The sequence below is a fragment of the Nocardioides sp. WS12 genome (assembly GCF_014108865.1).
Classification (GTDB): domain Bacteria; phylum Actinomycetota; class Actinomycetes; order Propionibacteriales; family Nocardioidaceae; genus Nocardioides.
The window spans coordinates 2173985-2185942 of the sequence record NZ_CP053928.1 but is presented as its reverse complement, the minus strand read 5'-3'; the positions used below and the strand labels follow the sequence as shown (position 1 = coordinate 2185942).

Sequence of the window (11958 nt, the reverse complement as noted above, 5' to 3'; positions counted from 1 at the left end):
AACGATCCGGTGCGCCATGATGACGCCATGAAGTTTCACCGTGAGCTCGCGTACCAGGCCGGGGCGGAAGAAGTGTTCGCCATGCTGGCCGATCCTGCGTTCCGCAAGAAGGTCGCTGCTGCCCAGGACGTCGTGTCGATCGAGGTGACCAGCACGCCGAAGGGCGACGGGATGAGCATCCTGATCGACCAGGTGCAGAACACCGCCGGCCTGCCCGCGCTGGCCAAGAAGATCACTGGCGAGACCACGCAGGCCATCGTGCGCGAGGAGTGGGCCGATGCCACCTCCGGGACGTACGAGATCGTGGCGCCGGGCAAGCCGACGAAGGCGCTGGGCACCGTGACGCTGACCGAGGACGGCGGGATCACCCGCCACGTGTTCGATCTCGAGGTCACCGTCAAGGTTCCGCTGATCGCGGGCAAGCTGGAGAAGCTGATGGCCGACAACATCGACGCAGGCATGACCCTGGAGCACTCCGTGGGCGTGGCCTGGCTGAAGGGAAACCGCTGACATGGCGACACGACTGCTCCACACGATGGTCTACGACGCACCGGCCGACGCCGTCGCGGCGATGCTGTCCGACGCCTCCTTCCGTGAGGAGGTGTGCACCAACCAGCGCGCGACGGCGTTCAACGTCAAGGTCGACGGCGACGTCAACAGCAAGGACGTCCGGATCGAGATGACCCAGCCGACCGACCGGATCCCGTCGTTCGCGAAGAAGATCGTCGGCAACGAGACCACGATCGTCCAGACCGAGAAGTGGTCGAGCCCGACACAGGGCGACATCCACGTGACGATCCCGGGCAAGCCCGGCGAAATGATCGGGACGGCCACGCTCGTCGAGGTCGACGGCGTGACCACCGAGACGGTCGACCTTCAGGTCACCGTCAAGATTCCGCTGGTCGGCGGCAAGATCGAGGAACTCCTGGCCAAGCTGCTCGGCAGCGCCATGCGGGCCGAGGAGCGGACCGGCAAGGCCTGGCTCAGCCGGTAGTCCGGTCGGCGGCTTCGTCTCGCCTCTCCTCGGCGCGCTCAGCGCGCCGACGGAAGGCGATCACGATCCCGAGCACGACGAACGGACCGAAGGCGAGCACGATCGTCAACGCCTGTTCCATCGGGTGCAGCGTCCCGAGGTGCTGCGCAACCAGGGCACCCACGGGTCAGTCCCGCCCCTTGGCGCCGGGCTTCGGGACCGAACGCACGCCACGGCGACCACGGGGTGCCCGCTGCCGGGTCGGCGACGACAGGTCGAGCAACTCGTCGAGTGCCTCACGGATGCACACGCCGAGCAGGTCGACGTCGGGGATCCAGTCCCGGTCCGCCGTGAGGCCGTAGTAGACCCCGCCGTCGTACGACGTCACGCCGATGGCGAGCGGGTGGCCGGCCACCAGCGGCGGCACGGGGTAGCTGGCGAGCATCCGCGCGCCGGCTGCGAACAGCGGCGCCTGCGGGCCGGGCACGTTGGTGACCGACAACTGGTAGCCACGACGCAACTCGGTAGCGGCGACCCGGGAGCCGATCGCGTGGAAGGTCGTCGGCGCGAAGCCGGCGATCCCGGCGAGCCGGTTGGCGGCGACGCTGCGGCCGGTGTCCTTGTGGGCCTGGAACGAGTAGGAGACCTGGTGCAGTCGCACGACGGGGCTCTGCTCGCCGATCGGCAGGTCCACGAAGTGCGCGGCAATCTGGCTGCCCAATGAGGTGGCCTCGAGTTCCTCGTCGATGACCGAGACCGGCACGACCGCGCGGATCTGGCGCATGCCACCGAGGGACTCGGCGCGCGTCATCAGCCAGGAACGCAGGGCACCGGTGAGGGTCGCGAGGATGACGTCATTGATGGTGCCGCCGTGGACCTCACGGATCCGCCGGTAGTCGGAGAAGCGGGTCTCGACGGTGACGATGCGTCGCTGCTGCGACAGCGGACCGTTGATGACACCGCGGTTCTTCGGGCGACGCCCGGTCGCGGCACCGAGGAACGCGCGCGCCGGCGCCGAGCGACGGTCGGCCGTGCGCGCCACGGCGCGGGAGCCGGTACGCACGGTGTCGAGGAGCGCGGTCGTGTCGAGCAGGTTGTCGCGCACAGCACCGGCGAGGAGCTTGCCCGGCTTCGGTGCCCGCTTCGGGGTCCAGTCGTCCGGATCGAGCGCCCGCGCCTCGGGCTGCAGGTCGAGCAGCAGCTGGCCGAGGTCGACGGTGTGGACGCCGTCAACGAGCGCCTGGTGCGTCTTGGAGAGCAGCGCGACCTTGCCGCCCTCGAGTCCCTCGACGAAGTAGATCTCCCACAGCGGACGGGTGCGGTCCAGGGGCCGCGACACGATCCGCGAAGCGAGCTCGAGCAGCTGCTCGGAGGTACCGGGGCGCGGCAGTGCCGAACGTCGTACGTGAAAACCGAGGTCGAAACTCTCGTCATCGATCCAGACCGGGTTGGCCACGTGGCCGGGGACGCTCTGGAGACGCTGGCGATAGCGCGGAACGAACGCGATCCGGTCACGGATCAGGCGCACCAGACGGGCGTGGTCGAAGGCGTCCTCACCCTCGCCCGGATCGAAGATCTCGATCGTGACGTTGTGCAGCGGCGTCTCCGGCGTCTCCTCAGCAAGGAACGTCAGGTCGCGCGGTCGCACCCGATCCACCACGGTCGTTTCTCCAGCCTCTGTGTGGACCCACCAGCGCTACGACGTCCGGCCCCATTCCGGACGCGTTGGGGTCACCGTGAGATTCTGACAGAGAACCCGGAGCAGGACCTGCTCGGTCCACGATCGACGCTCCCTCACGAGGAGGATCCATGCGGCTGCGAACCGCCAGCACGGCCATCGCGACCATCACCCTGCTCGCCGGCCTGACGGCCTGCGGCGAGGACGACAAGACGAAGACCGACGAGGTCGTCGTCGTCGACATCACCCAGAAGGACGGCACGATCGAGCCCAGCGGTGACCGGGTCGACGTGAGCGCCGGTCAGCCGATCGACCTCGTCGTCACGTCCGACGACGCAGGGACCCTGCACGTGCACTCCGATCCCGAGCAGGAGTTCGCCTATCAGGCGGGCACGGAGACGTTCGAGATCCAGATCGACCGCCCGGGCGTGGTGGCGGTCGAGTCGCATGAACTGGACCAGGTCATCGTCCAGCTCGAAGTCCGTTGATCAGCTCGCCCGAGGCGCACGGCATCGGCGGACAGGCCGACCTGCCGATCTCGCTGGAACTCGCCGTCTCCGGCGCGGTCGCCGCCCTCGTCGTCTCGTTCACCGTGCTGATCGTCGCCTGGCGGCGGCCCCGGTACGACGACACCGGCCGCATCGGAAAGCCCGGACGTGCCGCGCTGCCGGTCCTGGACCAGATCACCTCGTCGTCGTACTTCCGGGTGGGGCTGCGGGTCCTCGGACTCCTCATCGCGGCGTTCACCGTCGCGTGCGCGGTCGGCGGCCAGAACACCCTGACCAATCCGTTCTTCGGCATCGTCTACGTCTGGTGGTGGGTGGGCCTGGTCATCGCCTCTGCCCTGCTCGGCCCGGTCTGGCGCGCCATCAGCCCGGTGCGGACGATCAACGCCGGCATCGCCAAGCTGGCCGGGAGCGATCCCGACGTCGGACTGTTCACCTATCCCGAGCGACTCGGCAACTGGCCGGCGGCACTCGGCCTCTACGCCTTCGTGTGGATGGAACTGGCCTACCGCTATCCGACCGAACTCGGCTCGGTCCGCCTCTGGTGTGCCTTGTACGTCGGCGCGATGCTCGTCGGCGGTGCCGTCTTCGGCAACCGCTTCTACGAGCGCGCCGATCCGTTCGAGGTCTACTCCTCGCTGATCGCCAAGCTGTCGCCGTGGGCGCGCGTGGACGGTCGTCTGGTGCTGCGCAGTCCGCTGGCCAACCTGTCCACGATCGAGCCGCGCCCGGGCATGGTGGCGGTCGTGGCGGTGCTCTTCGGCAGCACGGCCTTCGACTCCTTCCGGGAGTCGTCGTTCTGGGTGAAGACCTACCAGGACGCGAGCGTCAGCAAGGTGCTGCTCGACAACCTCGCGCTGCTCGGCTTCTGCCTGACCGCCGGTGTGCTGTTCGCGATCGCCTGCGCCCTGACGTCCTCGAAGGGCGAAGTGGGCCGGCGTGACCTGCCCTGCCACTACGCCCACTCGATCGTGCCGATCATCTTCGCCTACATCCTGGCGCACTACCTGACCCTGTTCATCGACGTCGGCACGCAGACGCTGGCGCGGGCCAGCGACCCGTTCGGCAAGGGCTGGGACATCCTCGGCACCGCGAGCATCGAGCCGTCGTACTGGTTCTCATACCACCCGTCCGTGCTCGCCAGCATCAAGGTGGCCGCGGTCGTGATCGGTCACGTGGTGGCGGCGATCGCTGCGCATGACCGGGCCCTGACGCTGCTGCCGAAGCGTGAGCAGGTCACCGGGCAACTGCCCCTGTTGTTCGTCATGGTCGGCTTCACGGCCGGAGGGTTGTTCCTGCTGTTCAGCGCCTGAGCGAGTCGGCCCGTCGGTCGAGGAGGTTGCGCAGCAACCGTCTCGAGACCGCCAAGGTCGTCGAGTAGCGGCGAGCGCCGACGGCACCAGGGCACTCGACCCACCCCGGTCACCCGACCCCGCCGAATAGCTCCCCGCCCCGAACCCCGCCCACCAGCGGGGCCAGCGGCATGCCTACGGGCGAGTTGGTCACTGCACACGGACGCCCACCCATGTCGAGAGTCGGGCGGTCCGGGATCGGGCGCGGCCATTCAGTGAGGCGACGCGGTCATTGTGGGGTTGTGCAGGCACTGGGTGAACGCCGGACCACACAATCATTGGGACCAGCGTTCAGAGATCGCCCGCACCTGCCGCTGTTCGAGCGGACTGACAGTGGCAGCACCAGGTTCGAGATCACATCAGCCGTACTCATCTGCGTCGATGTCCGCGCCCATGGCCACGAGCAGCGCAAGCTGTTCGCGCTCCATGGACCATCCCAGCAACTGATGCTGGCCGGCCATCTTCTCCCACTCGTGCCCGTCGTCATCCATGATGGGCTCACCGAGCGACTCCTCCTCACCGTCCTCATCATTGAAGTACCGCACGATCTGAAGGTGCGCGTTGACGCCGCCGCCCTCGACAAGCGCACGAACGCGATCCGCGGCCGGCGCGATGCGATCGAGCACCTCGGAGATCTGTTCGTCTAGCCGAAGTCCGGGCGTTTCGCACGAGATCTTCCAACCGTGGTTCGCGGGGCGGAGCGGATCGGTGCTGTCGCTTCCCTGAACCTTGACCTCATCGGGCTCGACGCCGAGGTGAGCGGAGATCTCGGCCGCAGTCGTCTCGTCGCTCCCCAGCGCAAAGTAGACGTACTGGCTCATCCGCATGGGCTGAGTATCGCAAGACAAGTGTCACCGCCCGATCATGACTGCGGGTCAGGGAGGAACGTCCGGAGCTGCCCGCTTTCCGTGCGCGCCCGAGATGCGTGGGCCGACCATCGCGGTGCAGCCCGGGGAGCGGACGGCTTCGCCTGACCTCGAGAGCCCCACGATGCCGCGTTCCGCGCGGTCCTGCCGCCGATCGGGCATGACCTCCGGGGTCATCGCTTCACGGCCGCGGAGCGCCGAAGGTGGAGGCATGCACTCCATCGCTCAGCAGTGGATCGACGGCGTCCTGCTCGCCTCCCCCGTCGCCAAGGCCCTCGGGTTGACCCTGGCGGCCGCCCAGGTTGACGAGGTCACCCTCGCCCTGTCGTACGACGACGACCTGACCACCGTGCCCGGCGTGATCCACGGCGGCGTGGTCTCGGCCCTCGTCGACACAGCCGGTGCTGCAGCGTCGGCGTCGGGCCTTGGCCCGGACAACGAGGCAAGCGGCGGCGCGACCACGCACCTCGCCGTGAGTTACCTCGCCCCAGCGCAGGCGGACCTCACGGCCACGGCCACCGTGGTGCACCGCACCCGGTCGACCACGCTCAGCGAGGTCCGGGTCCGCGACGCGCACGGGACCCTGGTCGCGACCGGGCAGGTGCACAGCCGGTTGTTCCGCTAGGAGCGGACCAGCACCCGCTGCTGGGGGGCCATCCGTGAAGCGGGCGCGGTCAGCGTCCGCAGGTGGATGTTCTGCAGCAGGCCGATGGCCAGCATTCCGGCGAACATCGAGGAACCGCCGTAGGAGACGAACGGCAGCGGGACACCCGTGACCGGCATGATGCCGAGGCACATCCCGATGTTCTGGAAGGCCTGGAAGCCGAACCAGCAAGCAATCCCGGCGGCCGCGATCCGGCCGAACACGTCGTCGGTGCGCGAGGCGATCCGCAGCGCCCGCCAGATCACGACACCCAGCAGCGCGACGATCACGGCTGCGCCGACCAGGCCCAGTTCCTCGCCGGCCACGGTGAACACGAAGTCGGTGTGCTGCTCGGGCACGAAGCCGGACTGGGTCTGCGAGCCCTCGAAGAGGCCCTGACCGAAGAGCCCGCCGTTGCCGACCGCGATCCGGGCCTGCTCGACGTTGTAGCCAGCTCCCTTTGGGTCGAGTTGGGGGTTCGTGAAGGCGAGGAACCGGTCGACCTGGTACTCCTCGAGGAAGCCACTCATCACGGCGAACGCGCCGGCGGCGAGTCCACCGCCTGCGAGGAGGGCGAGCCAGCGACGGTGCGCGCCCGACGCGGCGATCACACCGAAGACAGTGGCGGTCAGCACGAGCATCGTGCCGAGGTCGGGCTGCGCGAGGATCAGGACCGCAGGCACGCCGGCCACCAGCAGCATCAGCAGGACGTCGACGGTACCGACCCGATCGCGCCAGCGACCTTCACTGCGTTCGGCGACGACCAGAGCCATGCCGACAACGACGGCCAGCTTGGCCAGCTCCGCAGGCTGCAAGGACATCCCGCCGATGATCAGCCACGAACGGGATCCGTTGATGGTCGAGCCCATGACCAGCACCAGCACGAGGCCGCCGATGGCGACCAGATAGCCGATGGGAGCAAGGATCCGGACCCAGCGGTGATCGGTCATCACCACCATCGCCATCAGGCCGAGGCCGATGCCGACGTTGATGACCTGCTTGACCAGGAAGGCGCGGGTGTCGCCGCCCGTGAGGTCGTTGCGTTCGAGCGTCGCCGACCAGATCAGCAGGCAACCGAGCAGGGAGAGCAGGACGACGGCGCCGAGCAGCACCCGGTCGATGTCGCCCCAGCGCAGGAAGGAGACGCGCCGCGACGCGGTCGTGCGGTGGGGACGGCTGCCGGCCGATGCCCGCGTGGCCTGGATGCGGTTGCTCATCGTCAGTCCTTCCGGGCGGGCGGCAGGATCGAGCCGTCCTCAGCGAACGTGGGGAGTGCGGTCGGCGGCGTCACGCCCGGGATCGCGGCCTTGCCGGGCTTCACCTTCTCGCCGTCGACGCCGTACAGCGCCTCCCAGATCGCACGCACGCCGTCACCGGTGGATCCGGATCCGGTGCCGCCCTGGGTCATCATCATCACGACGACGTAGTCCTTGGTGTACGACGCCACCCAGCCGGTCGACTGCTTGCCGTAGACCTCAGCGGAGCCGGTCTTGGCCCGGATCTTCACCTTGTCGATCGGGAAGCCGCCGAGCTTCCAGGCCATGGTGCCGCCCGGCAGCGCGACGCTCTTGAGCGCGTCGTCAAGGTACTTCAGGACCTTGGCCGGGATCTTGAGCTTACGGTCCTTCTTCGGAGCGATCTCGCGGATCACCTCACCCTCGGGCGACACGATCGCCTTGGCGACGCGGGGCTCCCACAGCGTGCCGCCGTTCGCGATCGCGGCGTAGCCGCGGGCCAACTGGAGCGGCGTGACGATGGTGTCGCCTTGCCCGATCGCGAAGTTGGCGGCGTCGGGCAGGCGATACTTCCAGCCCTCGACGCAGAACTCGCGGGAGAACTTGTAGACGAAGTCGGAGGTCTTCTTGGTCTGCGGCTTGGCCGCAATGTCGCAGTAGTAGTCCTTCATCGACTTGTAGTAGGCGAGCTTCCATTTGCGGTCCGCCACCCGGCCCGACGCCTCGCCCGGCAGGTCGACCCCGGTCTGGTCGCCGAAGCCGAACGCCTCGGCCTCCTCGACGAGCGGGTCCTTCGCGTTCACGTTGTCGGGATCGGACCCGAACTTCTGCCAGAACTTCATGCCGACCTGGAAGAAGAAGGTGTTGCACGAGACCGCGATGGCCTGCGCGAACCCGATCGCGCCGTACGCGTGCGACTCGTGGTTGTGGAAGGCGCGGTTGCCGATCTGCACGGCCGAGGGGCAACTGAGGACGGTGTCGCGGGAGTAGCCGTTGGTCAGCGCGCCGACGGTCATGAACGGCTTCCACGTCGAACCGGGGGCGAACTGGCCCTGGAAGGCCCGTGAGAGCAGCGGCGTGCCGGCCGCCTCGGAGTAGAGCCGCTCGAGCTGCTTGTCGGTGATGCCGCCGACCCAGACACCGGGGTCGTACGTCGGCTGGCTGGCCATCGCGATGATCCGGCCGGTCTTGGCCTCCATCACGATCGCCGCACCCGAGTCGGCCTCGAACTTGCGCTTGGTGACCGGGTCCAGGGTGTTGCGCTGCGTCTTGATCATCTTCGCGAGCTGCTGCTCGACAATGCCCTGCACCCGGGCGTCGATCGTCGACACGAGCGTGTCGCCCGGCTGCGCCTCGAGGTCGGAAACGTCCTCGCGGACCCGGCCCTTCGAGTCGACCGCGACCTGCTGGTAGCCCGGTTGCCCGCGCAGCCACTCGTCGTACTCCTTCTCGACGCCGGCGCGGCCGACGACCGAGGCACCGTTGACCGAGCTGTCGCCGGAGTCCTCGGCGTCGTCGAGTTCTTCCTTGGTGATCGGGCTGACGTAGCCGAGCAGGTGCGCCGCATTGATGCCGTACGGCGACGGGTACTGCCGCACGCTCTGCCGGTCGACGACGACGCCCGGGAAGTCCTCGGGCTGCTCCAGGATCCGCAACGCGGCGGCTTCCCTGACGTCGAGCGCGACGGGCACGGCCTGGAAGGGCGACCCGTTCCAGCACTCGCCGGCGATCGAGCCGCTCTGTCCGCACAGCAGCAACTTGCCCTCGATCGCCGCGACCGGCACGCCGATCGCCTTGCCGGTGCGGCGCAGCAACTCGGTGCGGTCGGCCTCGGACATCTTGCCGAGGAGGGTCCGGTCGAGAGAGACCACCCAGGTGAGGCGGTTGGTGACCAGCGGGCGACCCATCGCGTCGACGACGAGGCCGCGCTGGGGCTGGACGACGATCTCGCGCACCGACTGCGAGGCGGCCTGGCCCTGGTACTGCTCCCCCGAGATGACCTGGAGGTAGTAGAGCCGCGCTCCGAGTGTGCCGAGCAGGGAGAAGACGAGGGTCTGGATGACGATCAGCCGCAGCCGACTGCGATGCGAGGCGCCGCCCGAGGTTGCCGCCATCAGGCCCGCGCCCACTGCGTCTGTTGTGCGGCCCGGTCCGCACCCAGTCGGCGCAGCAGCCACCACACGGCGGGGACGACCACGAGGGCGGCGATCACATCGAGCACCAGGGCGACCAGCGCCACGGGGAGCAGGTCACCGACACCGGCACTGGCGTCGTTGAGGAACACGCCCGTGAGGGCGAAGACGGACGTCCCGACGAAGGACGCGCCGGCAGCAGCGGCGAGCACGAGGGTCAGCGGCGGGCGCCGGGCCCCGTCGGGCTCGAACCGCGCGACCTCGGCGGTGTTGTCGTGGGCGAGCCGACCGATGACATAGCCGACGACGGTCAGCGCCAGCGCCCAGCGGCCCGCAAGATGGTCGGCAGGGGGTGCGATGTCGAGCACCAACCCGGCGAAGAACCCGGTCAGGGTGGCGTAGCGCGTGTCGGTGGCCAGCGCCGTGGCAACGACGACGAGCAGTACGAGGTCCGGGACGACGCCCAGGCCGCCGACCCGCCACGCGAAGTGCGGCAGCACGGTCACCTGCAGCATCAGCGCACCGACGACGGCGACGATGACGGCGAGCAGCCGTCCGGCGGAGTTGGTCCTCATCGCAGGCTCCCGTCTGCCTCGATCACGCGGCCGGGCGTGCCGGACGGAACCACCACACCCACGAGGTCGAGTGCCGTGAAGTCGACGTTCGGTGCGATCACCGAGCGGTAGGAGGTCTCGCGGAGCGACTCGTAGACCTTGGTCACCTTGCCGATCGGCACGCCGGCGACGTACGGCGAACCGCCCTCGCTCCCCCACGTGACGATCTGCTGGCCGACCTTCGGGACGACGTTGCGGTCGGCGAGCTCCATCTCGAGGCGGTCGTCCTCGCCGAGGGTGCCGTGGCCGTTGACGAAGCCGAGCTCCTTGTTGTCACCGATCCGGCCACCGACGGCCGAGGAGTTGTCGACGATGAGCAGCACGGTGGCGGTGTGGCTGGTGACCGACGTGATCCGGCCGACGAGGCCCTCGGCCGCGACCACGGTCAGGTCGGGGCGCAGCCCGGCGTCCGAGCCCGCATCGAGGGTGACGGTGCTGGAGAACGACTGGGCGGCGCCGATCGCGATCACCCGGGCCGGCACCAGGGCGTAGCCGAGGTCACCGGCCATCGCACGGAGTCCTTCGAGGTCCTGCAGACGCTGGTCGTCGTACCCGGCCTTGCCGAGCTGGTTGCGCAACGCGGAGTTCTCGGCCTCGAGCGCGGAGAGGTCGTCGCGGAGCGAGTCGTTGGAGCGGAAGGCGCCCGGGATGCCGGCAACGGGACGAACCACCGTGGCGACGCCGGCCTGGACCGGTCCGATGACCTCACCGACGACGCGGCGTACCGGTGCGATCGGCGAGTCGTCGCCGCCCGCCTTGTCCACGACCATCAGGGCAGCGCAGGCGAGAACCAGCGCCACCACCAGTGATCGGGACGGTCGACCGCGGTCCACCGCCTCCCGGGCAGGAGTACGACGGCCGCTGCTGCCCGGCGCAGGGGCAGTCGAACGCACAGGGCGGGTGTCGAGGGTCATCAGAAACGCCGGGGGTTGGTGACCAGCACCTGCTGGAGGGCTTCGAACTCCTCGACGCAGCGACCTGCACCCATGGCGACCGAGACCAGCGGCTCGTCGGCGACGTGCACCGGCATACCGGTTTCGTGGCGGATCCGCTCGTCGAGGCCACGGAGCAACGCTCCCCCGCCGGTGAGCACGATGCCGCGGTCCATGATGTCGCCGGCGAGCTCGGGCGGGGTCTGGTCCAGGGTGACGCGCACGGCGTCGACGATCGAGTGCAGCGGCTCCTCGAGGGCCTGACGGATCTCGGCGCTGGAGACGACCACGGTGCGCGGCAGACCGGTGACCATGTCACGTCCCCGCACCTCGCCCTCGGGCTCGCCCGGTCGCGGGAACGCGTTGCCCAGGGTGATCTTGACGTCCTCGGCGGTGCGCTCGCCGAGCATGACGCCGTGCTCCTTCTTCATCCACGCGATGATCGCGGCGTCGAGGTCGTCGCCGGCGGTGCGGATGGACAGGGACGTGACGATGCCGCCCAGGGAGATCACGGCGACCTCGGTGGTGCCGCCGCCGACGTCGACGATCATGTTGCCGGTGGCCTCGTGAACAGGCAGTCCGGCGCCGATGGCAGCGGCCATCGGCTCCTCGACGACGTAGACCCGGCGGGCGCCGGCCTGGTAGCCAGCCTCCTTGACGGCACGCTGCTCGACCGGCGTGATCGAACTCGGCACGCAGATGACCATCCGCGGCTTGGCGAAGTAGCGGCGACGGTGCACGCGCGCGATGAAGTGGCGCAGCATCTGCTCGGTCGCTTCGAAGTCCGCGATCACGCCGTCACGCAGCGGTCGCAGGGCGGTGATGTTGTCGGGGGTGCGGCCCAGCATCTGCTTGGCCTGGTGTCCCACGGCGATCACTTCGCCGGTGGTGTCGTTGAGCGCGACCACACTGGGTTCATCCAGCAGGATGCCCCGGCGGCGGACATAGACGAGCGTGTTCGCGGTACCGAGATCCACGGCCATGTCCCGACCGATGATGGAGTTCGCCCTCACGATTCCTCGCAACG

At 68.9% G+C, this 11958-nt stretch carries 13 protein-coding genes; 5 read left to right on the top strand and 8 right to left on the bottom strand.

What is annotated here, in order from left to right:
• Window positions 1-27: 27 nt before the first annotated feature.
• Together HRC28_RS10610 and HRC28_RS10605 are read left to right on the top strand one after the other, a co-directional pair.
• Complete coding sequence (locus HRC28_RS10610; protein ID WP_182380047.1) at window positions 28-510, top strand: DUF2505 domain-containing protein; 483 nt, start codon at window positions 28-30, stop codon at window positions 508-510.
• Between the two features lies 1 nt (window position 511).
• On the top strand, window positions 512-994 hold the full coding sequence (locus HRC28_RS10605; protein ID WP_182380046.1) for a DUF2505 domain-containing protein: 483 nt from the start codon (window positions 512-514) through the stop codon (window positions 992-994).
• On the opposite strand, the gene HRC28_RS10600 is transcribed toward HRC28_RS10605, so the two are convergent.
• Both HRC28_RS10600 and HRC28_RS10595 read right to left on the bottom strand, forming a co-directional pair.
• Complete coding sequence (locus tag HRC28_RS10600) at window positions 984-1157, bottom strand: hypothetical protein (RefSeq protein WP_182380045.1); 174 nt, start codon at window positions 1155-1157, stop codon at window positions 984-986. The genes HRC28_RS10605 and HRC28_RS10600 overlap by 11 nt on opposite strands.
• Before the next feature lie 3 nt (window positions 1158-1160).
• The gene (locus tag HRC28_RS10595) at window positions 1161-2633 is read right to left on the bottom strand and encodes a wax ester/triacylglycerol synthase family O-acyltransferase (protein ID WP_182380044.1); all 1473 of its coding nucleotides are present in this window, start codon (window positions 2631-2633) and stop codon (window positions 1161-1163) included.
• Window positions 2634-2782: 149 nt separating this feature from the next.
• On the opposite strand from HRC28_RS10595, the gene HRC28_RS10590 reads away from it, so the two are divergent.
• Both HRC28_RS10590 and HRC28_RS10585 read left to right on the top strand, forming a co-directional pair.
• Window positions 2783-3139, top strand: coding sequence for a hypothetical protein (locus HRC28_RS10590; RefSeq protein WP_182380043.1), 357 nt, complete (start codon window positions 2783-2785; stop codon window positions 3137-3139).
• Window positions 3136-4470, top strand: a complete 1335-nt coding sequence (locus tag HRC28_RS10585; protein ID WP_182380042.1) for a hypothetical protein — start codon at window positions 3136-3138, stop codon at window positions 4468-4470. The genes HRC28_RS10590 and HRC28_RS10585 overlap by 4 nt, the downstream gene beginning before the upstream one ends.
• A gap of 398 nt (window positions 4471-4868) precedes the next feature.
• Here HRC28_RS10585 and HRC28_RS10580 read toward each other — a convergent pair whose 3' ends face one another.
• Window positions 4869-5330 carry a DUF4279 domain-containing protein gene (locus HRC28_RS10580; RefSeq protein WP_202033294.1) on the bottom strand — a complete coding sequence of 154 codons (462 nt, stop codon included), beginning with the start codon at window positions 5328-5330 and terminating at the stop codon, window positions 4869-4871.
• Between the two features lie 256 nt (window positions 5331-5586).
• Here HRC28_RS10580 and HRC28_RS10575 point away from each other — a divergent pair, with 256 nt between their 5' ends.
• A complete protein-coding gene (locus HRC28_RS10575) occupies window positions 5587-6000 on the top strand; it encodes a PaaI family thioesterase (protein ID WP_182380040.1) in 414 nt (137 codons plus the stop codon).
• Here HRC28_RS10575 and rodA read toward each other — a convergent pair.
• From rodA to HRC28_RS10550, 5 genes are read right to left on the bottom strand one after another with little or no spacing between them, the layout of a single operon-like run.
• Complete coding sequence (rodA, locus tag HRC28_RS10570; RefSeq protein WP_182380039.1) at window positions 5997-7235, bottom strand: rod shape-determining protein RodA; 1239 nt, start codon at window positions 7233-7235, stop codon at window positions 5997-5999. The genes HRC28_RS10575 and rodA overlap by 4 nt on opposite strands.
• A gap of 2 nt (window positions 7236-7237) precedes the next feature.
• The gene (gene mrdA / locus HRC28_RS10565; RefSeq protein ID WP_182380038.1) at window positions 7238-9367 is read right to left on the bottom strand and encodes a penicillin-binding protein 2; all 2130 of its coding nucleotides are present in this window, start codon (window positions 9365-9367) and stop codon (window positions 7238-7240) included.
• Window positions 9367-9960 (bottom strand): rod shape-determining protein MreD, encoded by a 594-nt coding sequence (gene mreD / locus HRC28_RS10560; RefSeq protein WP_182380037.1) that lies wholly within the window; start codon window positions 9958-9960, stop codon window positions 9367-9369. The genes mrdA and mreD overlap by 1 nt, the downstream gene beginning before the upstream one ends.
• Window positions 9957-10913 carry a rod shape-determining protein MreC gene (gene mreC / locus HRC28_RS10555; RefSeq protein WP_182380036.1) on the bottom strand — a complete coding sequence of 319 codons (957 nt, stop codon included), beginning with the start codon at window positions 10911-10913 and terminating at the stop codon, window positions 9957-9959. The genes mreD and mreC overlap by 4 nt, the downstream gene beginning before the upstream one ends.
• On the bottom strand, window positions 10913-11944 hold the full coding sequence (locus tag HRC28_RS10550) for a rod shape-determining protein (RefSeq protein WP_272902675.1): 1032 nt from the start codon (window positions 11942-11944) through the stop codon (window positions 10913-10915). Before HRC28_RS10550 ends, mreC begins: the two co-directional genes overlap by 1 nt.
• Window positions 11945-11958: the final 14 nt, after the last annotated feature.